Origin of the sequence: Bernardetia sp. MNP-M8 (assembly GCF_037126285.1) — a bacterium.
Classification (GTDB): Bacteria; Bacteroidota; Bacteroidia; order Cytophagales; family Bernardetiaceae; genus Bernardetia.
Map to the genome: position 1 here is coordinate 2895914 of NZ_CP147012.1, position 25478 is coordinate 2921391.

At 29.6% G+C, this 25478-nt stretch carries 21 protein-coding genes; 9 read left to right on the forward strand and 12 right to left on the reverse strand.

Annotated features, from left to right (window positions below):
• Positions 1–176: 176 nt before the first annotated feature.
• The 7 genes from V9L04_RS11940 to V9L04_RS11970 form a co-directional block, all read right to left on the reverse strand.
• The gene (locus tag V9L04_RS11940; protein ID WP_338790038.1) at positions 177–2090 is read right to left on the reverse strand and encodes a histidine kinase; all 1914 of its coding nucleotides are present in this window, start codon (positions 2088–2090) and stop codon (positions 177–179) included.
• A 36-nt stretch (positions 2091–2126) separates the two neighbouring features.
• Entirely contained in the window at positions 2127–3902 is a 1776-nt protein-coding gene (locus tag V9L04_RS11945) for a 7TM diverse intracellular signaling domain-containing protein (RefSeq protein WP_338790039.1), read from the reverse strand.
• Positions 3903–4027: 125 nt separating this feature from the next.
• Positions 4028–5803: a 7TM diverse intracellular signaling domain-containing protein gene (locus V9L04_RS11950; protein WP_338790040.1), complete on the reverse strand. Its 1776-nt coding sequence runs from the start codon at positions 5801–5803 to the stop codon at positions 4028–4030.
• A 127-nt stretch (positions 5804–5930) separates the two neighbouring features.
• Positions 5931–7859, reverse strand: coding sequence for a histidine kinase (locus tag V9L04_RS11955; RefSeq protein ID WP_338790041.1), 1929 nt, complete (start codon positions 7857–7859; stop codon positions 5931–5933).
• 35 nt (positions 7860–7894) lie between these two features.
• Positions 7895–9805: a histidine kinase gene (locus tag V9L04_RS11960; RefSeq protein WP_338790042.1), complete on the reverse strand. Its 1911-nt coding sequence runs from the start codon at positions 9803–9805 to the stop codon at positions 7895–7897.
• A gap of 36 nt (positions 9806–9841) precedes the next feature.
• Entirely contained in the window at positions 9842–11755 is a 1914-nt protein-coding gene (locus V9L04_RS11965) for a histidine kinase (RefSeq protein ID WP_338790043.1), read from the reverse strand.
• A complete protein-coding gene (locus tag V9L04_RS11970) occupies positions 11752–12498 on the reverse strand; it encodes a LytTR family transcriptional regulator DNA-binding domain-containing protein (RefSeq protein ID WP_338790044.1) in 747 nt (248 codons plus the stop codon). Before V9L04_RS11970 ends, V9L04_RS11965 begins: the two co-directional genes overlap by 4 nt.
• A gap of 225 nt (positions 12499–12723) precedes the next feature.
• Between V9L04_RS11970 and V9L04_RS11975 the strand changes: the two genes are divergently transcribed.
• From V9L04_RS11975 to V9L04_RS12000, 6 genes are all read left to right on the forward strand, one after another.
• Complete coding sequence (locus tag V9L04_RS11975) at positions 12724–13230, forward strand: hypothetical protein (RefSeq protein ID WP_338790045.1); 507 nt, start codon at positions 12724–12726, stop codon at positions 13228–13230.
• 79 nt (positions 13231–13309) lie between these two features.
• Entirely contained in the window at positions 13310–13879 is a 570-nt protein-coding gene (locus V9L04_RS11980; protein WP_338790046.1) for a hypothetical protein, read from the forward strand.
• 226 nt (positions 13880–14105) lie between these two features.
• A complete protein-coding gene (locus V9L04_RS11985; RefSeq protein WP_338790047.1) occupies positions 14106–16109 on the forward strand; it encodes an OmpA family protein in 2004 nt (667 codons plus the stop codon).
• 150 nt (positions 16110–16259) lie between these two features.
• Positions 16260–16652, forward strand: coding sequence for a hypothetical protein (locus V9L04_RS11990; protein WP_338790048.1), 393 nt, complete (start codon positions 16260–16262; stop codon positions 16650–16652).
• 63 nt (positions 16653–16715) lie between these two features.
• Positions 16716–17636: a DUF5777 family beta-barrel protein gene (locus tag V9L04_RS11995; protein WP_338790049.1), complete on the forward strand. Its 921-nt coding sequence runs from the start codon at positions 16716–16718 to the stop codon at positions 17634–17636.
• 32 nt (positions 17637–17668) lie between these two features.
• Positions 17669–18229, forward strand: coding sequence for a YceI family protein (locus tag V9L04_RS12000; protein ID WP_338790050.1), 561 nt, complete (start codon positions 17669–17671; stop codon positions 18227–18229).
• A gap of 16 nt (positions 18230–18245) precedes the next feature.
• Here V9L04_RS12000 and V9L04_RS12005 read toward each other — a convergent pair whose 3' ends face one another.
• Together V9L04_RS12005 and V9L04_RS12010 are read right to left on the reverse strand one after the other, a co-directional pair.
• Positions 18246–19106, reverse strand: coding sequence for a hypothetical protein (locus tag V9L04_RS12005; RefSeq protein ID WP_338790051.1), 861 nt, complete (start codon positions 19104–19106; stop codon positions 18246–18248).
• Positions 19107–19132: 26 nt separating this feature from the next.
• Positions 19133–20011 carry a YicC/YloC family endoribonuclease gene (locus V9L04_RS12010; protein ID WP_338790052.1) on the reverse strand — a complete coding sequence of 293 codons (879 nt, stop codon included), beginning with the start codon at positions 20009–20011 and terminating at the stop codon, positions 19133–19135.
• Between the two features lie 262 nt (positions 20012–20273).
• Here V9L04_RS12010 and V9L04_RS12015 point away from each other — a divergent pair, with 262 nt between their 5' ends.
• Positions 20274–21557 carry an amidohydrolase gene (locus V9L04_RS12015; protein WP_338790053.1) on the forward strand — a complete coding sequence of 428 codons (1284 nt, stop codon included), beginning with the start codon at positions 20274–20276 and terminating at the stop codon, positions 21555–21557.
• Here the strand turns inward: V9L04_RS12015 and V9L04_RS12020 are convergent.
• The gene (locus tag V9L04_RS12020) at positions 21522–21782 is read right to left on the reverse strand and encodes a YicC/YloC family endoribonuclease (RefSeq protein WP_338790054.1); all 261 of its coding nucleotides are present in this window, start codon (positions 21780–21782) and stop codon (positions 21522–21524) included. The genes V9L04_RS12015 and V9L04_RS12020 overlap by 36 nt on opposite strands.
• A gap of 148 nt (positions 21783–21930) precedes the next feature.
• On the reverse strand, positions 21931–22482 hold the full coding sequence (locus V9L04_RS12025; RefSeq protein WP_338790055.1) for a hypothetical protein: 552 nt from the start codon (positions 22480–22482) through the stop codon (positions 21931–21933).
• A 317-nt stretch (positions 22483–22799) separates the two neighbouring features.
• On the opposite strand from V9L04_RS12025, the gene V9L04_RS12030 reads away from it, so the two are divergent.
• Positions 22800–23585, forward strand: a complete 786-nt coding sequence (locus tag V9L04_RS12030; protein ID WP_338790056.1) for an AraC family transcriptional regulator — start codon at positions 22800–22802, stop codon at positions 23583–23585.
• A 76-nt stretch (positions 23586–23661) separates the two neighbouring features.
• Positions 23662–24552: an aspartyl protease family protein gene (locus V9L04_RS12035; protein WP_338790057.1), complete on the forward strand. Its 891-nt coding sequence runs from the start codon at positions 23662–23664 to the stop codon at positions 24550–24552.
• A 169-nt stretch (positions 24553–24721) separates the two neighbouring features.
• Here V9L04_RS12035 and V9L04_RS12040 read toward each other — a convergent pair whose 3' ends face one another.
• Entirely contained in the window at positions 24722–25468 is a 747-nt protein-coding gene (locus V9L04_RS12040; RefSeq protein ID WP_338790058.1) for an FkbM family methyltransferase, read from the reverse strand.
• Between the last annotated feature and the right edge of the window lie 10 nt (positions 25469–25478).

Genomic DNA, 25478 nt, shown 5'->3' on the forward strand with positions numbered 1-25478 from the left:
AAACCTAACTACTAAGTAGGTCTGTACCACAATCAACATTACAAATGTAAATACATATAATCAATGGAAGAAGCTGTATTTAGTAGCTGTGTAATTATAGGAGGAAAATGTAAAGAACGAATTAGTATTCGTATTTTATAATTTTTCAGTAGGATATATAAATAGGAAAATACAAATCAATTTTGCTGAAAACCATCAATAATAGGGAGTTTCAGGCAGACCGTAGTTCCTTTTCCTTGCTCTGAAAAGATTTGATAATCTGTTGGTATCTTGTATTTTTTAGATAATATTTCTAAACGTTCTTTTGCAATCTCACCAGAAAGTGATTTATGTTTCTTTTTTGGATTTGTATGTATTCCTACTCCATTGTCAATAATTTCTATCTGTAACTGTTTGGTTGCTGTCAGTTCAGTTATTTTTATTTCTATATTCCATTCTTTTTCTCCATCAAAACCATGTAAAATACTATTTTCCACAAAAGGTTGAATAAGCATAGGAGGAATAAATAAAGCATCTATTTCAAGTTCATGAGGCACTTGAATTTGATATGTAAAGTAGTCTTCAAATCTGGCTTGTTGTAGGCTAAGGTAATTGTCCATTGTTTCAATTTCATCTTCTAAAGAAATCATTTCTTGTCGGCTCAACTCTAAATTACTTCGCAATAATCTACTAAAACGATTTAAGTAATCGATAGCTTTTTTAGGTTCTTGGAAACGAATCAGACTTTGCAGAGTAGAAAGAGTATTAAAAATAAAGTGAGGCTCCATTTGAGTACGCAAAAGTTTTTGCTCTAATATTACTTTTTCATATTCTTGTTGTAGTTTCCGACTCTTTTGACGATAATAAAGAATAGCTAAAATTGCCAGTATTATTAAAATCACTAAAATGGTGATAGCGAGAAAATATTTTGTTTTTTGTAATTCACTTTCTGTTATTTCTACACTTTGATTTAGATTTTTTATAGCTCTCTTGTTTTCTTCAAGTTGATACATTGTATGCATTTCCTCTTTTGCTTGTAGTTCAGCTTTTTGCTGTTTTTCTTCTGTCAGTTTTTGGAATTTTTTAGTAGCTTCATGGTATTTCTCCAAATTCTTTGTTTTGTAGTAATAATTCATCATTATTTCTTCGAACATCAAATAATGTGAAACATCTAAGTAAGTGGGAAACTCTTTTTCTATTTCGCTGAGTTTACTCATTATACTGTCAGTTTCGACCATTTTTTCTATATGTATTCTGTTTTGTAAGAGAGCACAATAAGATGTATACATATTGGGAGGAGTATTATACTTATCTTTTAATTCGTTTTGCAAAAGCTCTATGGATTTTTGACGATAGACTATAGCAGAATCAAATTGTTCATTTTGTTCGAAAAAGAGAGCCTTATTTGCATAATAAATTGCGTCGTATTCAGCCGAGGTTGAGTATTGCGCTATTTTTTCTAAATAATAGAAAATTGAATCATTATTTATTTTCTGAAAAATGCTAGTAGAAGAAAGTTCTATGTAAATCATAACTTTCAACCTATCATCTTCAGATAGAGAATCTATATAAACTGCTGCCTTTTTGGCTAGCTCATAAGAGCTTTCTTTAAGACCTATATGATGGTGGTTTTGTGCAGCATACAAATAGACACGAACTTTTCGTCTAACTGGAATACCAGAGGGACTAGCATCTACTATAGAAACAGCTTTATTAGAATAAAAAGATGACAGAAAATAATTACCTCTATGACCAGCATTAACAGCTAATCCATTATAAACTTGTGCTTTTACTTTTGCAAACCCTTCTACATTTTCTACTAAAATGAGAGCCTTTGTCATGTAAACATCTGAGCTGTCTAAATTTGAAGGATAGAAACTTAGTCCTATGCGAAAATTTATGATTGATTTGGCTACTGTATTAGAAGCATATCTATCCTTATTTAGCATGTTTTTCCAAAATAGTGTTTGATCATCTTGTTTAGATGCTTGTGGTACAACTTCATCTATTTCGTTGATGAGTTGTTGTGTAGAAGGTTCTTCTTGAGTTTCCGTACAAGAAGATAGTATAGCAAAAAGGCTGAATAAAGCGATAGTGAGATAGTTTTTCATAATCCATTCAAATGATTTAGTATGTATTCTTTTTAATTAGTTTTGCTGAAAACCATCAATGATTGGCAGTTTCAGACAGACAGTAGTTCCTTTTCCTTGCTCTGAAAAAATTTGATAGTCTGTAGGTATTTTATATTTTTTAGATAGAATTTCTAAACGTTCTTTTGCAATCTCACCAGAAAGTGATTTATGTTTCTTTTTTGGAGTTGTATGAATTCCTACTCCATTATCAATAATCTCTATCTGTAATTGTTTGGTTGCTACTAATTCCGTTATTTTTATTTCTATGTTCCATTCTCTTTCTCCATCAAAACCATGCAAAATACTGTTTTCCACAAAAGGCTGAATAAGCATAGGAGGAATAAACAAAGCATCTACTTCAAGTTCATGAGGCACTTGTATTTGATAAGTAAAGTAATCTTTGAATCTAGCTTGTTGTAGGCTAAGATAATTATGTATTGTTTCTACTTCATCTTCTAAAGAAATCATTTCTTTTCTGCTCAACTCTAAATTACTTCTTAACAATCTACTAAATAGGTTTAAATAATCGATAGCTTTTTGGGGTTCTTGGAATCGAATCAGACTTTGCAGCGTAGAAAGCGTATTAAAAATAAAGTGAGGTTCCATTTGTGTACGAAGCAGTTTTTGTTCTAATATTACTTTCTCATACCCTTGTTGGAGTTCACTTTTTTGAGCTTCTTCTTTTTCTTTTCGATATTGATTAATACGCATAGCCAAAGCAATAGAAAATAAAATAACTTCAGCCGCCGAACCAATGAAAATAAAGTTTTGAGTTATAAAATTAGAAGGTACGACACCATTAATTTGTAGCATCAATAATGCAATACCAGTTAAGTACCCTATCCAAGCAATACCATAAATTAATGCTTGTTTTTGTTTTTTAAAAATGAGTAAATAAAATCCTACCACAATTAGATAAAGACTAATTACTAAACTCACTACTTGAGATAAAGCAATTAAGATAACACTATCTATAAATAAGTCAAAAATTGCCATTATTAAAGATAATGAAGCAATAATTTTAAGAACCCAATAGTTTTTTATACTATTTTCTTTTAACTTCAAATATTGAGAAGAAAACTTTATAATAAAAAAAACAGCTAAACCCAATATAAATACCAAATAAGAGTTCAAACTAGGTTTATTAGGATACAAAAATATCTGTGCAAAACCTGTCAGCATTGCATACAATAATCCTACACAAATAATATAGCCTAAATAATATATATAGGCTTTATCTTTTACATTAAAGGCTAAAAAAAAGTTATACATAAAAAGAGCAAACAAAATCCCAAAGTAGAGTCCAAAGAAAAAATTAGAACTCGTTTGTTTTTTATCAATTTGTTTTTGGTCAGTCAAATAAATGGGAATCTCTAAAGGAAATTTACTACTAAGTCGTATATAAATTAACTCGCTTTCATTAATATCAAATAAAAACATTCGATTGTTATAAGCACGTTGGTCAAAAGGTAGATGTGAACCATAGCGTTTTTTGACAAATGTATTCTCTCTGCTATGATATATATCAAGTGTATCAATTAAGGGATTAGCAATTTCTAAAATTTTATTTTTAGCAGATATAGGTACTTTTATACGAACCCAAATAGCACTACTTGTATTAGAAAAATTTAGAACATTGTTTTGGGATTCTATAAATTTTACTTTATTTATTTCTTCAATCGTATGGTGGTGTAGAGAATCAACAAAATAAGAAATCTCTAACTTCTGTGCTTGGGAAGTAAATATAAAACCTATAAAAAAGAAAAGAAAAAATAATATATTTTTTAACATGTTTTTAAAAAAAAATAAAGCGAATAGTATCTTGTTCTATTTCGCTGAGTTTACGAACCAAGTAAAATAATAGCCAGATAATTTTTCATAATCCATTCAAATGATTTAGTATGTATTCTTTTTAATTAGTTTTGCTGAAAACCATCAATGATTGGCAGTTTCAGACAGACAGTAGTTCCTTTTCCTTGCTCTGAAAAAATTTGATAGTCTGTAGGTATTTTATATTTTTTAGATAGAATTTCTAAACGTTCTTTTGCAATATCACCAGAAAGTGATTTGTGTTTCTTTTTTGGAGTTGTATGAATTCCTACTCCATTATCAATAATCTCTATCTGTAATTGTTTGGTTGCTACTAATTCCGTTATTTTTATTTCTATGTTCCATTCTCTTTCTCCATCAAAACCATGCAAAATACTGTTTTCCACAAAAGGCTGAATAAGCATAGGAGGAATAAACAAAGCATCTACTTCAAGTTCATGAGGCACTTGTATTTGATAAGTAAAGTAATCTTTGAATCTAGCTTGTTGTAGGCTAAGGTAATTGTCTATTGTTTCTATTTCATCTTCTAACGAAATCATTTCTTTTCGACTCAACTCTAAATTACTTCTTAACAATCTACTAAATAGGTTTAAGTAATCGATAGCTTTTTGGGGTTCTTGGAATCGAATCAGACTTTGTAGTGTAGAAAGCGTATTAAAAATAAAGTGAGGTTCCATTTGTGTACGTAACAGTTTTTGTTCTAATATTACCTTCTCATACCCTTGTTGGAGTTCACTTTTTTGAGCTTCTTCTTTTTCTTTTCGATATTGATTAATACGCATAGCCAAAGCAATAGAAAACAAAATAACTTCAGCAGCCGAACCAATGAAAATAAAGTTTTGAGTTATAAAATTAGAAGGTACGACACCATTAATTTGTAGTATCAGTAATACAATTCCAGTTAAGTAACCTACCCAAGCAATACTATAAATCACTGCTTGTTTTTGTTTTTTGAAAATAAGTAAATAAAATCCTACTAAAATCAGATAAAGACTAATTACTAAACTCATTACTTGAGATAAAGTATTTAAGATAACACTATCTATAAATAAGTCAAAAATTGCCATTACTATACATACCATTCCAAGTACTTTAAGAACCCAGTAGTTTTTTATACTATTTTCTTTCAACTTCAAATAGTGAGAACAAAACTCAACCATAAAAAAAAGTGCTACACTTACTGCAAATACCAAATAAGAATTCAAATTAGGTTTATTAGGATACAAAAATACTTGTGCAAAACCTGTAAACATTGCATAAAAAAGTCCTATAAAAACAACATAACCTAAATAATAAATATATACTTTATCTCTTACATTAAACGCTAAAAAAAAGTTATACATAAAAAGAGCAAACAAAATCCCAAAGTAGAGTCCAAAGAAAAAATTAGAATTCGTTTGTTTTTTATCAATTTGTTTTTGGTCAGTCAATGAAATGGGAATCTCTAAAGGAAATTGACTACTAAATCGTATATAAATCAACTCACTTTCATCAACATCAAATAAAAACATTCGATTGTTATAAGCACGTTGGTCAAAAGGTAGATGTGAACCATAGCGTTTTTTGACAAATGTATTCTCTCTGCTATGATATATATCAAGTGTATCAATTAAGGGATTAGCAATTTCTATAATTTTATTTTTAGCAGATATAGGTAGTTTTATACGAACCCAAATAGCACTACTTGTATTAGCAAAATTTAAAAAATGAGTTGGAGATTCTATAAATTTTACTTTATTTATTTCTTCAATGGAATAATGATTTAGAGAATCAACAAAATAAGAAATCTCTAACTTCTGTGCTTTGGAAGGCACTATAAAACCTATAAAAAAGAAAAGAAAAAATAATATATTCTTTAGCATATTTTTTAAAAAATAAAATGAATAGTGTCTTGTTCCATTTCGCTGAGTTTACGAACCAAGTAAAATAATAGCCAGATAATTTTTCATAATCCATTCAAATGAGTTAGTGTTTTTTTTAACTATAAAATTAGTTTTGTTGAAAACCATCAATGATTGGCAGTTTCAGACAGACAGTAGTTCCTTTTCCTTGCTCTGAAAAAATTTGATAGTCTGTAGGTATTTTATATTTTTTAGATAGAATTTCTAAACGTTCTTTTGCAATCTCACCAGAAAGTGATTTGTGTTTCTTTTTTGGAGTTGTATGTATTCCTACTCCATTGTCAATAATTTCTATTTGTAACTGTTTGGTGGCTGTCAATTCAGTTATTTTTATATCTATATGCCATTCTTTTTCTCCATCAAACCCATGTAAAATACTATTTTCTACAAAAGGTTGAATAAGCATAGGAGGAATAAATAAAGCATCTATTTCAAGTTCATTTGGTACTTTAATTTGATACGTAAAATAATCTTCGAATCTAGCTTGTTGCAGATTAAGGTAGTTGTCTATTGTTTCAATTTCATCTTCTAAAGAAATCATTTCTTGTCGGCTCAACTCTAAATTACTTCTTAATAATCTACTAAATCGGTTTAAATAATTAATAGCTTTTTTGGGTTCTTGAAAGCGAATCAGACTTTGCAGAGTAGAAAGCGTATTAAAAATAAAGTGAGGCTCCATCTGTGTACGAAGTAGTTTTTGTTCTAATATGACTTTTTCATATTCTTGTTGTAGTTTCCGACTCTTTTGGCGATAATAAAGAATAGCTAAAATTGCCAGTATTATTAAAATCACTAAAATGGTGATAGCGAGAAAATATTTTGTTTTTTGTAATTGATTTTCTGTTGATTCTACACTTTGGTTTAGCTTCTTTATAGATCTCTTGTTTTCTTCAAGTTGATACATGGTTTGCATTTCTTCTTTTGCTTGTAGCTCAGCTTTTTTCTGTTTTTCCTCTGTCATTTCTAAAACTTTTTCAGCGAGTTCATAGTATTTATCAAAATCTTTAAATCGGTAATAATAACTCATCATGGATTTACTAAAAGTTATATGGTTTGAGTAAGATAAGTTAATAGAAGTATTTTGTTTCATTTCGCTGAGTATGCTAATTATACTATCAGCTTCATTTTTTTTCCCTCTTTTTATACTGTTCTCTAAGAAGAAACAATAAAACAGATACCTATTTGCAGGTATCATTACTTGATTTTTTAATTCTTTTTTTAAGTCATCCTGATTCATTTCTAAACCTGTCTGATAATAAATTTTAGCAGAATCCAGTTCTTCTTGTTGTGAAAAAAAATGTCCTTTATATATGTAGTAGAATTGCTTACTTTCTGACGATTGTGCAGACTGTGCTATTTTATTTAAATAATAGCGAAGTGAATCGCTATTTATTCTTTTTTGAAGCCCACTAACAAAAATCTGTGAATAAATTCTAAATCTCAAATCATTATTCCCTTCAGGAAGAGAATCAAGGTAGCTTTCAGCTTTTTTTGTTAAGTCATAAGTCCTTTCATAAAGACCTACCTTTATAGTGGACTGAGCATTATGTAAATAAATTTTAATTTTATCTTTAGCTGAAATAGTTGATATGGAGGGATTAGCATTTAGGATAGCCTCAGCTTTATGATAATAGTTAGAAGCAAGAAAAATTTGTCCCCTATTATCGGCTATAAGTCCCAAACCAGTATAAATATCTGTTTTCCTCTTTTCAAACCCTTCTACATCCTCAATAAGAACAAGAGCTTTTGTTGCATACATTTCTGTACTGTCAATATTTGAGCGACCAAAGCTCTCTGCTATGTAAGAGTATATATATGCTTTAACTACTTTATCAGAAGTATATTTATCTTTATTTAGCATGTCTTTCCAAAATAGTATCTTGTCTTCTTGTTCAGTAGGTTCTGTGCTTTCTATTTCTTTGACTAGTTGTTCTGTAGAAATATCTTCTTGAGTTTCTGAACAAGAAGATAGTATAGCAAAAAGACTGAGTAAAACGATAGTGAGATAGTTTTTCATAATCCATTCAAATGATTTAGTATGTGTTTTTTAAGTTAGTTTTGCTGAAAACCATCAATAATAGGGAGTTTCAGGCAGACAGTAGTTCCTTTTCCTTGCTCTGAAAAAATTTGATAGTCTGTAGGTATTTTATATTTTTTAGATAGAATTTCTAAACGCTCTTTGGCAATCTCACCAGAAAGTGATTTGTGATTTTTCTTTGAAACTGTATTTATTCCTACTCCATTGTCAATAATTTCTATCTGTAACTGTTTGGCTTCTGTTAATTCAGTTATTTTTATGTCTATGTGCCATTTTTGTTCTCCATCAAACCCATGTAAAATACTATTTTCAACAAACGGCTGAATCAGCATAGGAGGAATAAATAAAGCATCTACTTCCAGTCCATCAGGTACTTGAATTTGATACGTAAAGTAGTCTTCGAATCTCGCTTGTTGTAGACCAAGGTAGTTATCCATTGTTTCTATTTCATCCTCTAAAGAAATCATTTCTTGTCTACTTAATTCTAAATTACTTCGCAATAATCTGCTAAATCGGTTTAAGTAATCAATAGCTTTTTTAGGTTCTTGGAAACGAATCAGACTTTGCAGGGTGGAAAGAGTATTAAAAATAAAGTGAGGTTCCATCTGTGTACGAAGTAATTTTTGTTCTAATATTACCTTTTCATACTCCTGTTGTAGTTTCCGACTCTTTTGACGATAATAAAGAATAGCTAAAATGGCTAGTATTATCAAAATAGTCAATATTGTGATGGCGAGAAAATATTTTGTTTTTTGTAATTCATTTTCTGTTGCTTCTACACTTTGGTTTAGATTTTTTATAGATTTTTTGTTTTCTTCAAGTTGATACATCGTGTGCATTTCTTCTTTTGCCTGTATCTCAGCCTCTTTTTGCATTTGGTCTTTTAAATCTAGTACCTTTTCAGTAGCTTCATGATATTTATCAAAATTCCTAACTTGATAATAATAATTCATCATGGCTTCTGCAAAAAGCTGACGACTTGGAAGAGATAAGTAAAGAGAAGTATCTTTTTCCATTTCGCTAAGTTTACTGATTATACTATCAGCCTCACTTATTTTTCCTATTTTTATATTTATTTGCAAAAGATTACAATAGTTTATATATCGATTTTCAAATGTATCATATTCATTTTTTAATTTAAGCTTTAAGACTTTTTGAAAATAAATTCTAGCCGAATCAAACTGATTGTTGTGGACAAAAAAACGAGCTTTATTTCCATAATAAAATATATTGTGTTCATCCAAATTTGAGTTCTGTTCTATTTTTTCTAAATAATAACGAAGTGAATCTATATCTACTTTTTTTTTATAGCCATTAAAGGAAAGTTGGGCATATAATCTGAATATTAAATAATCATCTTTAGGAATAGAGTCCATATAGTTTGCAGCTTTTTTATTTAGTTCAAAAGCACTTTCCTGAAGCCCTATCTGTGTATTAGACTGTGCACTATGTAAATAAAATCGCATTTTATTCTTAGCTGAAATAGTTGAGATAGAAGGATTAGCATCTAGTATAGAAACAATTTTATGGTAGTAGAAAGAAGAGAGAAAAGTTTTACTTCTACGCTGAGCAATATTTCCTAAGCCATTATAAATAGCTGTTTTTTCTTTCTCAAAACCTTCTATATCCTCAATTAGAATAAGAGCTTTTGTTGTGTATATTTCTGCGCTATCTATGTTTATAGGAGCAAAACTCTTTCCTATTTGGTAATTTATGCTTGCTTTAGCTACATCATCAGAAGCATATCTATCTTGATTTAGCATATTTTTCCAAAATAGTGTTTGGTCATCTTGTTTAGCTGCTTGTGGTATAGCTGCATCTATTTCGTTGATGAGTTGTTGCGTAGAAGGTTCTTCTTGAGCTTCCGTACAAGCAGACAATACAGCAAAAAGACAAAGGAAAGCAATAGCAAAGTATTTTATCATAATCCATTCAAATTATTTAGTATGTATTCTTTTTAATTAGTTTTGCTGAAAACCATCAATAATAGGGAGTTTCAGGCAGACAGTAGTTCCTTTTCCTTGCTCTGAAAAAATTTGATAGTCTGTTGGTATCTTATATTTTTTAGATAGAATTTCTAAACGCTCTTTGGCAATCTCACCAGAAAGTGATTTGTGATTTTTCTTTGAAACTGTATTTATTCCTACTCCATTGTCAATAATTTCTATCTGTAACTGTTTGGCTTCTGTTAATTCAGTTATTTTTATTTCTATATGCCATTCTTTTTCTCCATCAAACCCATGTAAAATACTATTTTCAACAAACGGCTGAATCAGCATAGGAGGAATAAATAAAGCATCTACTTCCAGTCCATCAGGTAATTGAATTTGATACGTAAAGTAGTCTTCGAATCTCGCTTGTTGTAGACCAAGGTAGTTATCCATTGTTTCTATTTCATCCTCTAAAGAAATCATTTCTTGTCGGCTCAATTCTAAATTACTTCGTAATAATCTGCTAAATCGGTTTAAGTAATCAATAGCTTTTTTAGGTTCTTGGAAACGAATCAGACTTTGCAGGGTGGAAAGAGTATTAAAAATAAAGTGAGGTTCCATCTGTGTACGAAGTAATTTTTGTTCTAATATTACCTTTTCATATTCCTGTTGGAGTTTCCGACTCTTTTGACGATAATAAAGAATAGCTAAAATTGCTAGTATTATTAAAATAGCCAAGATGGTAATAGCGAGAAAATATTTTGTTTTTTGTAATTCGTTGTCTTTTATTTCTACACTTTGGTTTAGATTTTTTATAGATCTCTTGTTTTCTTCAAGTTGATACATGGTGTGCATTTCTTCTTTTGCTTGTAATTCTGCTTTTTGCTGTTTTTCTTCTGTCAGTTCTTTGAATTTTTTAGTAGCTTCATGGTATTTCTCCAAATTCTTTGCCTTGTAGTAATAATTCATCATTACTTCTTCGAAAAGTAAATGATCGGAGATATCTAAGTGAGTAGAAAACTCTTTTTCTATTTCGCTGAGTTTACTCATTATACTGTCAGTTTTATCCATTTTTCCTATATGTAGGGTGTTTTTTAAGAGTGCACAATAAGATGTATACCTATTGCCAGGAGTAGTATATTCATCTTTTAATTCGTTTTGCCAAATCTCTATGCACTTTTGACGATAGACTATAGCAGAATCAAATTGTTCATTTTGTTCGAAAAAGAGAGCCTTGTTTGCATAATAAATTGCGTCGTATTCAGCCGAGGTTGAGTATTGCGCTATTTTTTCTAAATAATAGAAAATTGAATCATTATCTATTTTCTTAAAAATGCTACTAGAAGAAAGTTGTATGTAGATCAAAACTTTCAACTCATCGTCTTCAGAAAGAGAATCTAGATAAGCTCCTGCTTTTTTGGCTAACTCATAAGAACTTTCTTTAAGACCTATATGATGGTAGTTTTGTGCAGCATACAAATAGACACGGACTTTTCGTCTAACTGGAATACCTATGGGATTAGCGTCTACTACAGAAACAGCTTTATTAGAATAAAAAGAGGACAGAAAAGACTTACCTTTGTAATAAGCATTAACAGCTAATCCATTATAAACTTGTGCTTTTACTTTTGCAAACCCTTCTACATCCTCAATTAGAATGAGAGCCTTTGTCATGTAAACATCTGAGCTGTCTAAATTTGAAGGAAAAAAAGTCAGTCCTATACGAAAATTTAGGCATGTTTTAGCTACATTATCAGAAGCATATCTATCTTGATTTAGCATATTTTTCCAAAATAGTGTTTGGTCATCTTGTTTAGCTGCTTGTGGTATAGCTGCATCTATCTCGTTGATGAGTTGTTGTGTAGAAGGTTCTTCTTGAGTTTCTGTACAAGAAGATAATAGAGCAAAAAGACAAAGGAAAGCAATAGCAAAGTATTTTATCATAATCCATTCAAATTATTTAGTATGTATTCTTTTCGTCTAACAGAAACAGAAATGTTTTTGCCGTTCTTTAATAGAATATAACCTGTTTTTAGATATTTATCAATGTGAAATTTATTAACCAAAAAAGACTGATGACACCTTAAAAAAAGCTCTTTTGGCAAAATTTCTTCATAAAATTTAAGAGTTTTAGAAGCTATAATAGTTTGATTATTTTGTAGGTAAATTTTGGTATAAGAAGAATCACTTTCACAATAAACAATGTCTTTCAAACTAACCATTTGGATAAAATCTACTGAGGAAATAGAAATCATATCTTCCAAAGTAAGTTTTTTTCGCTCATAAGTAGAATTTGTTATAGCCAATCTTTCATCAGCTGTTGGTAGTATTTTTTGTTCTAATCTTTCTATAGCTTTTTCAAATTCATCATCATTTATAGGCTTTAATAAATAATCAAAAGCACCATAACGAATAGCTTTTATGGTATGCTCTTCATAGGCAGTTATAAAGATAAATTTGAAATTTATATTAGGGAAATGATTCAGAATATCAAAGGAAGTTCCATCTGAAAGTTGAATATCTAATAAAGCTAAATCAGGCTTTAATCTTGGCAGCTCTTGAATTGCATCTTTTACTGTTGCACTACTTCCTATATACTCTAATGAAGGATGATTAGTAACATGCCATATTATTTCTTCTCTAACCATTGGTTCATCTTCTATTACGAACGTTCTTAGTTTATTCATAAACTGATATTGATTTTTTAGTATTTTAATATAAATAAGATGGCGAAAGATACTAAAATTTGATTGTTTTAGATTGTGAAATTTATTTCAAATAACTTAGGCAGAGTTTTTTAAGGAAAAAGATAATAGATTCTTCTACAAATTATAATTTCGTAATTTTAGCACGGTTTTTTAAGCAATACAATTATTATCTAATTTTTCTATTTAACAATTCCTATAATTTCAATGAAATTTTTAATCCCTATCATTCTAACAAGTCTTCTTAGTATTTCTTTTATAAGTAAAAATACAAATACGTTTCAAACAGATAAAAATGGACTTACAGTAAAAGAATTTATTTCTTTTTTTGAAAATCGTAATAATCCAGATGCAGTTGATAAAGAAATTGGTAAAAAAGAGTGGATTTATGTAAGCTCAGAAAAACATGGCACTACACAAGTTGATATGTGGATGTTTGAAATCTATTACCACGATGTACAGTATATTATGCAAAGTATTTTTTCTCCAGAAAAAGGATTGAAAACCAATCAACTTCAACTCCATTTTCAGCATCGTCAGCCGTATGAGGATTTTGTGGCGCAGTTTGTAGATTCTAATTTAGATCAAATTAAACAAGAAAAGAAAGGAAATATTTATATTACGCATTATGCAAACGATAAATATTTTGTTTATACAATCATTGATAGAAGTCAAAAAATGCCTTATCGTGTTACGATTGCAGAATTACCTTAACAAATTGTATCTTAGTAGCGTTTAACTAATATATTTGTAGCATACACTTTAGTATGATATATGTCAAATCAAAAAAATTATGACTGAATTTATATTTTTATCGATTTTTGTAGTCTTTATTATTCTATTTGTTATTTATTCTCGTACCAAAAAATTGAGAGATAATTTTAGACATAACATGGATGAAGAAGAAATAGTAATCGAACCACCAAGACCAAAAGCTAGACGTTCTTTAGAAGATACATTAAAAGCTCTTACACAGCGTTACGAACTTCCAAAAATAGAAGAAGAAGAGAATCCTGCTGAAAATCTATTACAAGAAGTAAGAGAACGACGAGCTAGAGAATTGGTAGAACGAAATAAAAGCTTGAAAGATATTCCTGAAAAAAAACCTATCATTCCACAACTTGGAAATCCTATTGTAGAAAGTCCAGAAACAAGACGTTTGAAAGAACAGCTATCACGAGGAACTAGACAAAATGATACAGGAAATCAAAACTATTATTCCATGAATAGCAATGAGGCACATTATAATAACTATAAAAACAAGCAGCAGAGTAGTGACAATAGATTTGGTGACCTGATGAGAAATCCTAATTCTGTCAAAGATGCTTTTATAGCTTCTGAAGTCTTTAAAACTAAATTTTGATAAATAAAATTTGTCGCTTGTAGAACTATAAGCGACATTTTTTCTATCTGTTTTTAACAAAGTAATACCGAAAAACTATTTTATAGATTAAGATTCGTAAATTTGTTTAGCAATCTTCTACTATCCTTTTATTTAAACTGTCTTTATTCAATTATTTTATTTATATAACTCAAATTGGTTTTGATAAATTTCCCTTTAAATTAAAAAAACGAATTTGATTTTGATTATGCAAAAGTCCCCTGTTTTTGTTTTTTGTTGGTTTATTTTTTTTATCTCTCTTTTTTTTGGAGAGAATGGAAAAATTATGGCTCAAAATTCATTCAAAAGCCAAAACTCAGCTTTTGAAATAAATAAGATAACAGATAAGAATAAAGTAGAATTTATTTTAGACAAAACATTAAGAGGGCATTCAGCAGGGGTACAAAATATTCGTTTTAGTCCTGATGGAAAATGGATTGCTTCTGCTAGTCTTGACCGAACCATTATTATTTGGGATGTCAAAACAGGTATTTTGAGACATCGTTTGCGCTCTCATTCAGCAAGTGTTTATGAAGTAACATTTAATAAAAAAGGCAATTTGTTGGCAAGTGCTTCCGAAGATGGAACGGTTTGTTTGTGGGATTCTCGGTATGGGAAACTATTAGGAACATATAAAAATAAGCCTTTATCTCTTACAAACGGACTTATTTTGCGTTCAGTTTCTTTTGTTGTTTTTTCTCCAAATAATAAATATTTATATTTTGGTGGTGATAATGGCTATATTATGCGTGTCCGAATTGATATTCCCAATCAAATTCCGATGCAAGTTTTTTCAATTAATTCTGAAAAAGACCTTCTTTCAAATACTATTACAGGGGGAACAATTGCCAGTACAGGCAAAGAACTCATTTTTAGCGTTGATCATTATGTATATGCTATTTCTCTTCAAAACCATCAACTAGTTCGTCGTTTTCATTATTCAAAATCAGATATTAATGATATTGTAATCGGTGCAAATAAAAATCAAATTACAGGTTGGGGATTTGATGGAACACTTATTACTTGGAATTATTTCTCTGCTAAAAAGCTAGATGTTTTTCAGGTTTCTCCAAAAGATAATTATAGTGCAGCTTCGTATAGTAAAAATGGAGAATATGTAGCAACAGGTGCAAACGGAACTGTTGCCAAAATTTGGGATGCACAGACAAAAGAAAACATAGCTGTGCTTTCAGAACATAAAAAAGTAGTACGAGTATGTCGTTTTAGTCCAATAGAAAACAAAGTAGCAACAGCTTCTTACGATGGAAGAATTTATATTTGGAAAGAAAAAACAGAAGAAGATGAGGCAGAAGAAGAAAAACAAAAACAACAAAAAATTTTGGCAAACGCTACCAAGATTGAGCAACAACAAAACAAAAATCAATTAAAAGAACAAATTGCAATAAGTACAAATCAAAAGACTGATGTAGTAAATGGAGCTTGTGATACTGTTTTTATTGATAGAATTGTAGAGAAAGTAGTTGAGAAACCTATTTATATAGAAGCCAAAGCAGGAGGTAAAAACAATAAGGATTTGAAGACTAATTTGGCAGAACTAGATAAAGAACAAAACTCAAGTCCAATTGTAAAGGAGAAGATAGTCTATATTCGGGATACTGTTTATATTAGAGATACAGTCTATCAGAAAGTCTATGTAAAAGTAGATTCTAAGGAGGTAATCAAAAATAATACAGAAAATAATAAAGACAAGGAAAATACAACAAATGCGCTTACTGCTAGTACAAAAAAAGAGATTATTCAAAATCCACTAGAAGAAATTGAAAGTAATGAAAATAAAGAAGAAGTAGGAAATAATGATAACGTGAACCAAGAAGAAGAGTCTGAATTTGACAAACAATTTGTAGTAGGCAAAACTCTAAATCTTCAAAATATTCAGTTTGAACAAGGAACGTCAAAGCTACTTTCTAAGGCGTATGAAGATTTAGAAAAATTACTATCAATGTTGAAAAAATACCCAAAAATGAAAATTTCTTTAGGAGGACATACAGACAATGTTGGTTTGCATACCGTTAATCTTCGTCTTTCAGGTGAGCGTGTCAGAACAGTTCAAAATTATTTAGTTGCAAATGGAATTTCTCGTACACGTATCCAAACACGAGCGTATGGAGGAAAATATCCAATTGCCAGCAATAGAGCAGAAGAAACACGAAAATTAAATCGAAGAGTAGAAGTTACTATACTTTCGAAATAAATTAAATCAAGTCTAGTATTTCAACATAAAAAGTCTTACCTTGTGTTCGTATATACTTTGTTAAGTGATTTTTTACATCAACAATTTCGCCTTAGTATCTAATAACCTAGAATTTTTATACTGCTCATTTATTTAATCAAACAAAAAACTATGAACAACAAAGCTAATTTTGTGTCGTTTTTCTTACTTCTGAGTGTTTTTTTAAGCCTTTCTTTAGCTTCTTGTGAGTGGAAAAATGAAGAAGAAGAATTTGGTGTTGTGGTCTGTGACACCTCACAGGTAACACTTTCAGGAAGAGTAAAACCTATATTACAGACCAATTGCTATGCATGTCATTCTAATGCTGCTGCATCATCTTTTGGAGCAGGAATAAACCTTGAAGATTATTCAGCTTTACAAGGTAGAGCGAATAGTCCTTCTTTTTTAGGTGCGATAAACCATGCTTCTGGATTTTCTCCAATGCCTAGAGGGGCTGAAAAACTATCAAGTTGTGATATTAGATTAATCGAAACTTGGATAGAAAATGGAGCAAAAAATGACTAATTTTTATAAAAAATCTTATAAATTGATTTACTTACAAATAATACTACTAAAAAAAATAAAATAATGAATAAAAATTATTTACTTCTGACTGTTTTTTTACTCCTATTTCTTACGTGTTTTTCTTCCCAATTTACATTAGCACAAGATGACTTAGATGCTCTTTTAGACGAACAAGAAAAAGAAAATCCTAAAACAGAATATACAACAGGTGCATACAAATCTACTCGTCTTATCAATCTTCATACTACTGAAAAAGTAGCTGCTGGGGCATTAGATTTTAGAATTTCGCATCGTTTTGGAACTTTAGATGGTGGAGGATATGAGTTTTTTGGTTTAGACCAAGCCACTTTACGATTAGGTTTTGAATACGGAATTAGCGACCGAATTATGATAGGAGTAGGTAGAAATTCTTTTCAGAAAACGTATGACGGACTTTTTAAAACAGACCTTCTAAGACAAAGTACAGGTGAAAAAAATATGCCTATTAGTATGACTTATGTAGGTACAGTAGCTATAAATACCTTGAAAGCAAATGCAGGACAAGACAAAACTTTTGCAAACCGTTTGACTTATACAAATCAAATTATTTTGAGTAAGAAGTTTAGTGAAGGATTTTCATTTTTGCTTGCGCCTTCTTGGGTACATCGTAATCTTGTTCCTACAGCAGAAGATAAAAACGATTTGTATGCCTTAGGATTGGGAGGAAGAATAAAATTGACAAGACGTACTTCTTTTAATGCTGAATATGTTTACAGAGTTCCAATTTCAAACTCACTACTTTTTGATGATAACCATAACTCTCTGTCTGTTGGTTTTGATATAGAAACAGGTGGACACGTTTTTCAATTACATTTGACAAATTCTCGTTCGATGATAGAAAAAGGATTTATTGCTGAAACTGGTGGCGACTGGTTAGATGGTGGCATACATTTTGGCTTTAATATTACTAGAGAGTTTGTTCTTAGAAAAAGCAAATTCAATTAAACTTATTTACTAAATCATTCCCTCTTTCAATTATGAAAATCTATCAATCATTATTTTTTGTTGCAATATTATTTGTTTTTCAAAGTGTTTCTTCTAGTGTCGTTGCACAGCGTTATACCTTGGAAGACAGTAAAGTTCATTTTTTTTCTAGCGCACCTATGGAAGACATAGAAGCTAATAACAAGGACTGTAAAGGAGTCATTGACACCAAGACAAATGCTTTTTCTTTCAGAATTCCTATTAAGTCATTTGTTTTTCCTTCTTCTTTAATGCAACAGCATTTTAATGAAAATTATATGGAGAGCGAAAAATATCCCAATGCAACTTTTAAAGGAAATATTGAAGGAAACTATGACCTCAAAACTGATGGAACGTATGATGTTGTAGCAGTTGGAGATTTAGAAATTCATGGCAAAAAACAAGCTCGTAAAATTCCTAGTCAGATAATTGTTAAGAATGGAAAGGCTTCTATCAAAAGTACATTTGATGTGAAATTAGAAGACCATGACGTCGAAATTCCATCTATTATGTTCAAAAAAATAGCTGAAACTATCAAGGTGGATATGAATTCGGATTTGAAATTATATGAATAAAATTAATTAGAAAACTTTATTCTATCCACAAACGTCTGTTTGGAGTATTATTTTTGCCCAAAGTAAGAATAGCATTTATTCCAAAAACAGGCGTTTGTTGGTTTAGGTTTCTTGTAGGTTTTAGTTCTTCACCATTCATCCCAAACTGAGCCAAAGCAATAAATTGTTTGGTATGAAGTCCTGCAAAAGCTCCCAAATATATGTTTTTATGAATAGGAAAAAACCACTCTGTTTGTATGCGTTGTTCTTGAAAAAAACGACGTTCTGAATTAGGATGTATTTTCTGAATTTCTTTAAAAAGCTCAAAAGACAATGTTCCGATGAGTTTTTTTTGTGAGTTATTTTTTGAAATACTAAAATATTTATTTGCTGCAAACTGAAAACGAAGCCTAGAAACAGGGTCATAAAAAGAATTGTTTGATAGAATTCTTTCAATAGCAACTTGTTGCCAAAAAGCCAAATCTATTTTTTTGATAGAAGAATAATGACGTAAATGTCCACGAAGTGTAGTTTTATTAACATTCAATTCACAATATCTAAAAGAAGCCCCTCCAATCCATTTTTGAGAAAGTAAACGTTCATAACTTATATAAACACTTTTCTGATAGAAGTAATCTACATCTGTCATTTCCATTGTAGAATGTTGTCCTAAAACTTGAATAAGAAAAATATTTTTTGTCCCAAAACTAGGATAAAAAAGTGTAGAATCTGAATCAATGGCTAAGTCATTTTTGCTTTTTAGACTAATTTGAGCATTCAAACCAAACCAAATATCATTTTCTAGTCGTACATTTTCTTTTGGATAATTCTGACTATATAAGTTTTGACATAAAAAAAAACTGATAGTCATGGAAATAACATACAATAGTGTTTTCATAATTTATCATTTACAACTCACCATTTTTAGAGTACATTCAAAGTTTGTTCCTTTATTTTCTCTAGTTCTTCTTTCATCTCAACGACAAAATGTTGCATATCAGCATCATTTGCTTTCGAACCGATTGTATTTATTTCTCTTCCCATTTCTTGAGCAATAAAATTTAGTTTTTTTCCACTTGTGTTTTCCTTATTTAATTCTTTCAAAAAATAATTAATATGCGTTTTCAAACGAACTTGTTCTTCTGCAATATCTAATTTTTCGGCATAATAGATAACTTCTTGCTCAAAACGATTTTTATCAAAATTATCAGAGTTTACAACACTTTCAATGTTTTTTTCTAATTTCTGACGGACTTTTTCCATTCTGCGAGGTTCAATTTTATTGATTTCTGCAAGTGAATTTTGAATAGAACTCAAACATTCCTCTATCTGATTCTGAAGCGATTTTCCTTCATCTTTTCTAAACTCATTACAATCTAAAAGAGCCTTTTCAATGGTTTGATAGATAGCTTTCCAATGTGATTCGATGGCTTCTTCGTTTGCTTTTTCTATAAAAACATTGTCTTGCATCATCGCAATTCTGAAAATATCATTGGTGGGTGCATTTAATTCTTTAGCCGATTTTATCATCGCTTCGTAATAACTACTTACAAGCTGCTGATTGACAACCAATTCAGAAAAATTATCAGCCTTCGAAACATAATTCAGATTAATATAAACTTTTCCTCTTTCTAATATTTTTTGTGCTAAATTTTTCACTTCAATTTCTTTATCTGCAAACAGTTTTGGAAGGCGAAGACTACAATCTAAGTATTTCGAATTGACCGTTTTTATTTCTGTATTAATAGTATATTCTTCGTTTTCTAGGTTGCTACTTCCGTAACCTGTCATTGATTTTAACATAGTCTGCTTATTACTTATAAATTGAATTTTGTTTTTTTGAAGTGATAAAGATAAGAAAGTTTGATTGAATTTAGTGATTATCTGTTTCAAATTCCTTCTTTTATACAGTTGATTTTAGCTTATTATCTTGGAGACCAATAAAGACAATAATTATACTTAAACAGTGTCTGTAATGATGCAACCCTTCTTTTTTTCTTCTGTCTTTGAATAGAAATAAGTGAGAGTATTTTTGTGCATAACATAAAAAAACAGTCAATAAAACATGACATTAAAGAAACACCTTATAGTATCATTCTTACTATTTAGCATTCTAATTTCTTGCAAAGCATCAGATGAAGAGAATGTACATCAAAAAATAGAACACCAGACAAATGAAATCTTTGATTCTTTAGTAAAAATAAGAAGAGATTTTCATGAATATCCTGAATTGGCTGGAAATGAAAAAAGAACTTCTAAAATTGTTGCAGAATATTTATCCAATTTAGGACTAGAAGTAAAAACAGGTTTTGCAGGTCATGGTGTCATTGGAATTTTAAGAGGTGGAAAAGAAGGGAAAAATATCGCTTGGCGAGCTGATATGGATGCTCTACCAAATGATATGTTAGATGGAGTACCCTATAAGTCAAAAATTGAGGGAGTACAACATGGTTGTGGACATGATGTTCACATGGCAATCGGACTTGGAATAGCTGAAGTATTAGCTAAAAATAAAGAATCGATTAAAGGTACACTATATTTCATATTTCAACCAGAAGAGGAAACGTTTGTAGGAGCAAAAAATATAGTTGATAATAGTCTATTCTCAGAAATGAATCTTGATGAGATATATGCTTTGCATGTTACTGCGTTGCCTGTTGGTCAAATAATGGTTAAACCCAACGAATTATATGCTTATCAAAAAAGAATAAAGATGAAATTCAATAATAAATTTTCAAAAGAAGATGCAGAAATTCTTTATAAGGAAATAAGAAATAAAACTATGCGAAAAAAGGATGGATCAAGTCCTTGGGAAATCCCAAAAGCTTTCGACTCTGAAATTGGACTAGTCAATCCTAATACTATTTTTAAAGATTATCTTTTTATGGAAGAAAATTTCATGATTGATTCAGATGATGAAAGCCTTGACATACAAGCTTATCTTTATGAAACAAACCAGTCAAATCTACAGAACATACTACCAAAAATAGAGGAAATAATTGAAAACTCTATCTACAAAGATAAATTTATTTCTGTGTCATATATTCAAGAAAATCCAACAGTATTAAATGATGAAAAATTGACAAATAATGCTGTAAATACTCTTACCAAAATTTATGGAGAAAATGCTATTGTGATGGATTATGGTCAAATTCCATATTTCAATGATGATTTTTATTACTATCAAAAAGAAATATCAGGAGTTTATTTCTTATTAGGTGGCTCAAACGCTGAAAAAGGAATCACTGCTATGAATCATGCACCGAATTTTAGAGTGGATGAAGAGTGTATTAGAATTGCTGTAAAATCTTTTTCATCTTTGATTTTGGAAAGAAGTAATAGCAAATAAAGCATATAGTACTCTCTGCCGTTGTTGGTCTTTAGTTTTCGGTTTGCCATTACGATGACCAATGACAGCAAGATTTTTCACTTCAATTTCTTTATCTGCAAACAGTTTTGGAAGGCGAAGACTATAATCTAAATATTTCGAATTGACCGTTTTTATTTCTGTATTAATAGTATATTCTTCATTTTCTAGTTTGCTACTTCCATAGCCTGTCATTGATTTTAACATAATCTTCTGTTTGCTTATTGATTATAAATTGAATTTTGTTTTTTTGAAGTGATAAAGATAAGGAATTTTTGATTTCTATAAATCATATAAATTAACCTCAAAAAAAACTTTTCTACAAAAAAGTTGGTTTGACCATAGTTTTCAGAGGTTAATATGATTTTCTATAAATTTTCTCTTTTTGAATCCATTCTTTATATCTTTCATTAAAATATTTTGGGTCTTTTTCAATCTTCCATAAGTAATGTTCAATATTAAAATCAAATGGACGAATACACTGTTGAACACCTACAACATAAGCTATTGGTATTGTTTTGATAGATCCTGCAATTAATATGGCTATTTCACCTCTTTTTAAATATCTATTGTTAGCTAAGGAATAAACGCTAGAAGTTACTGTATCTGCAAAGGAAAATTGTAGATAAGGAAGTACTTTTTCTCCTTTATCTATAATTTGTTTTCCTTGAGAGGTATGAAAAATTAAACTTGAAGCTATTTTTTGTTTTGCTAATAACTTTATAATTCGTTTTATTTCAAAATCTTCTTGAGTCATTTGTTGTATTAATGGTTGTGAATCAAATTTAATTTTCTCATTATTTAAATTGCTCAACATTTCTCTATCTTTATTATCAAATTTAGTTTCATCACTTTGAGTACAAGAAAATAGAGCCATTAAAAAAAGTATAATATAGTTTTTTTTCATTGAGTTTATTAATTTTGGTTTTATATGTATGATGCCTAATCATAGAAATATACATAAATTGAAATCAAATTTTGTCTGTCATTGTTGGGCGTTGTCTTTAGCGAAGCGATGACTACGACCTATCATTTTATCAAATCTTAGATTTGCAGGTCAAGTAGGTGTTTTTGTAATTACTTTATCACATAAATCTGAAGATTTATATAAATGATAGGTAATCTTGCAATATACAACAAGGAAAATAACTTCATTATCTTTAGAAATTGAACAAGTTTAAATAGCTTCCTAATTCAAAAAAAGTGGATTCAAAAAAAATAAAAATGTTAGGAGAAAAAAGTGAATACCATCATCTCCCTATGTTTGATGGATTGGAACTATTAAATGCCAAATATCACACATTGGATTTTCCTTTTCATACACATGAAACATTTAATATTGCATTAATTTTAAATACAACATTTAATACTAAACTTTCTGATAAGTTTTTAAAAGCACCTATTGGAACATTATCTATTACTAATCCAAAAGAAGTTCATGCAACTCCTTGTGATCAAGATTTAGGCAATTCATTTTTTACTTATTATGTTTCGCCAGAAGTCATTAAAGAATTGAATGGAGGACAGTTCACTTTTTTTGAAGATCGAATTATATATGATCAAAATATATTCAATGAATTATATTTCTTATCAAATAATTTATATAATAAAACTGTTGATTTTGAAAAAAGATTAGGAATAATACTCAGAAATTTAGTGTTAAAATATGCAGCAGTCAGACCAATTAGTTATAATAGTAGTAAATTTTTTCAAAATTTTATTAACGAGACATCATTTGAGAACTTTTCCCTAGAAAAAACAGCTTTACAATTTGGTATTGATAAGTACAAGTTTATTCGTTTGTTCAAACAAGAAACTGGATTAACTCCTAATAATTTTGCTATTATGCAAAAAATTGAACAGAGTAAAGGTATGCTTAAAACAGGCAAACCAATATTAGATGTTGCCATTGATTGTGGGTTTTATGATACATCACATTTTTATAAAAATTTTAAAAGGTTTGTAGGTGTAAATCCCATAAGTTTTCAGAATACTTTGTTTATTGACTAGTGCAATATTTTACAATAGATACCCCTTTTAAATTCCTAGTTTTGTTTAATTATTTAATAACTAAACAAATATAAAAATGAACAGAATAAAAATTTATCTATTTATCTTATTTGCATTTATTACTACCATCACAAAGGCTCAAGAAGTGATTCCTTTTACTTTAGGAGAGGATAATCGAATATACATAAAGGTTTCACTTAATGGATCAGACTCATTAGATTTTGTATATGATTTGGGGGCTAATTGTGTTGTTATTAATAAAAGCAAAATTGAGGAAAGTAATATCCAAATCAAGTTTGATAGTTTGACGGAAAATGTTGGAGGTCACGGCACTTCACAAGAAATGATGAGTTTCAAAAACACAGTTTCAATAGGAAAAATTACACAACAAGATGTACAAGTAGTGGGTATTGATTATCCAAAAGAAGAAAAATTAGATGGTATAATTGGATGGAATTTTTTCAAAGATAAAATGATACGTATCAACTATGAAAACAATGAATTAGTCTTATATGATAATAATTATTTGGTTTCAGATAGTTATACTAAACATAAAATAAAGTTTGTTAATGGATTGCCATTTATAAAATTTACTCTTTTTGAAGGAAACAAAAAAAAAAAGATTTTGGGAATGATAGATACAGGATATAATGGAACTATATCTATTTATTATACTTCAGTTTATGAAAATAAGTTGAAAGATAAATATCAAATAATTGGAGAAGCCACAAGTACAGGTTCGGATGGAAATATTTCTAAATCAGACCTAGTTTTACCTTTGAAAGTAAGTTTAGGTGATTTTGAGATTTATAATATGCCTATAATACTTGAGACTACAGAGTCTGTATCGCCTTATGAAGCTTTATTAGGAGGAGAAATTTTGAAAAGATTTCATATTGTTCTGGACTTCAAAAAAAATGTAATATATCTACAACCTAACATTAAAATAAATAGTAGTTTTAATTAGAAGAGTAGAAATAAGTGAGAGTACCATATAATTTATCCCAGTTGAGCTTAGAATAAATCGTAGTTAGTATTGGTGTATTGACTACGATTTATCAGTAAGACAACTTTTAAGTCAGTATAGCTTAATCTTCAGATTTGCGAGTATAGACATCTAGTTGAAATTCCATATTTTACTCATACTCATTACTCTCAAAAACCTTATTTTCTTTTCTATAAAAAAACATATCCATTTGCCAAAGCATATCATCTTTTTTTCTTCTCATGATATCCACCAAATCAGCAGGGTAAAAGCCTTTGTTATCCAAATATTGACACAATTCATAAAAACGAAGGCTATTCTGTGAGTTATCTTCATCATTTTTGACAATCTGAAAATTATATACTTCAATTATTAATAAATCAGCTTTTTCTAATGTCTTGGTCGCTCCTTCTAAAATTGGAATCTCAAAACCGTGTGTATCTAATTTTATACAAAAAGGAGGTTGTAATTTATGCTTTTCTACTTGCAAATCTATCGTCGTAACAGGAACAGTAATACAGTTTTTCTCTAGTTTTTCTTTAGAAGCCAACCCTGCATGAAGGTCAGAAGCATCAAAATAAATTTCTCCCTCAGCATCTCCAGCTGCAGCCATACAAATTGAAATGTTTGGATTTTTTAATTGAAAATGCTCTAAATCCTTACGGTGTCCTTCTTGCGCCTCAACAAGCAAATAGTGTGAGTTTGGAAAGAATTGCATGGCTAGTTCTGTCCATCTTCCATCAGATGCTCCTACATCTATAAAACTTTTTGGCGAAGTATGTTTTGAACTGCGTTCTAATCCACCAATCATAGTAAGTGAATTTCGGTCTATTTTATCAATATGATACCCTAATTTATTGATAAAAGATTTGATAGAGCGTACTAATTTCTGTTTCAAGATTGGTTTT

Bases quoted from the DNA above. Each gene is read 5' to 3' on its own strand.
- V9L04_RS11985 (WP_338790047.1), top strand. From the start codon at position 14,106: ATGCAAAAGTCCCCTGTTTTTGTTTTTTGTTGGTTTATTTTTTTTATC.
- V9L04_RS11990 (WP_338790048.1), top strand. From the start codon at position 16,260: ATGAACAACAAAGCTAATTTTGTGTCGTTTTTCTTACTTCTGAGTGTT.
- V9L04_RS11950 (WP_338790040.1), bottom strand. From the start codon at position 5,803: ATGCTAAAGAATATATTATTTTTTCTTTTCTTTTTTATAGGTTTTATA.
- V9L04_RS11945 (WP_338790039.1), bottom strand. From the start codon at position 3,902: ATGTTAAAAAATATATTATTTTTTCTTTTCTTTTTTATAGGTTTTATA.
- V9L04_RS11995 (WP_338790049.1), top strand. From the start codon at position 16,716: ATGAATAAAAATTATTTACTTCTGACTGTTTTTTTACTCCTATTTCTT.
- V9L04_RS11980 (WP_338790046.1), top strand. From the start codon at position 13,310: ATGACTGAATTTATATTTTTATCGATTTTTGTAGTCTTTATTATTCTA.
- V9L04_RS12015 (WP_338790053.1), top strand. From the start codon at position 20,274: ATGACATTAAAGAAACACCTTATAGTATCATTCTTACTATTTAGCATT.
- V9L04_RS11965 (WP_338790043.1), bottom strand. From the start codon at position 11,755: ATGATAAAATACTTTGCTATTGCTTTCCTTTGTCTTTTTGCTCTATTA.
- V9L04_RS11960 (WP_338790042.1), bottom strand. From the start codon at position 9,805: ATGATAAAATACTTTGCTATTGCTTTCCTTTGTCTTTTTGCTGTATTG.
- V9L04_RS12025 (WP_338790055.1), bottom strand. From the start codon at position 22,482: ATGAAAAAAAACTATATTATACTTTTTTTAATGGCTCTATTTTCTTGT.
- V9L04_RS12010 (WP_338790052.1), bottom strand. From the start codon at position 20,011: ATGTTAAAATCAATGACAGGTTACGGAAGTAGCAACCTAGAAAACGAA.
- V9L04_RS12035 (WP_338790057.1), top strand. From the start codon at position 23,662: ATGAACAGAATAAAAATTTATCTATTTATCTTATTTGCATTTATTACT.
- V9L04_RS11975 (WP_338790045.1), top strand. From the start codon at position 12,724: ATGAAATTTTTAATCCCTATCATTCTAACAAGTCTTCTTAGTATTTCT.
- V9L04_RS12030 (WP_338790056.1), top strand. From the start codon at position 22,800: ATGTTAGGAGAAAAAAGTGAATACCATCATCTCCCTATGTTTGATGGA.
- V9L04_RS11940 (WP_338790038.1), bottom strand. From the start codon at position 2,090: ATGAAAAACTATCTCACTATCGCTTTATTCAGCCTTTTTGCTATACTA.
- V9L04_RS11955 (WP_338790041.1), bottom strand. From the start codon at position 7,859: ATGAAAAACTATCTCACTATCGTTTTACTCAGTCTTTTTGCTATACTA.
- V9L04_RS12000 (WP_338790050.1), top strand. From the start codon at position 17,669: ATGAAAATCTATCAATCATTATTTTTTGTTGCAATATTATTTGTTTTT.
- V9L04_RS11970 (WP_338790044.1), bottom strand. From the start codon at position 12,498: ATGAATAAACTAAGAACGTTCGTAATAGAAGATGAACCAATGGTTAGA.
- V9L04_RS12005 (WP_338790051.1), bottom strand. From the start codon at position 19,106: ATGAAAACACTATTGTATGTTATTTCCATGACTATCAGTTTTTTTTTA.
- V9L04_RS12020 (WP_338790054.1), bottom strand. From the start codon at position 21,782: ATGTTAAAATCAATGACAGGCTATGGAAGTAGCAAACTAGAAAATGAA.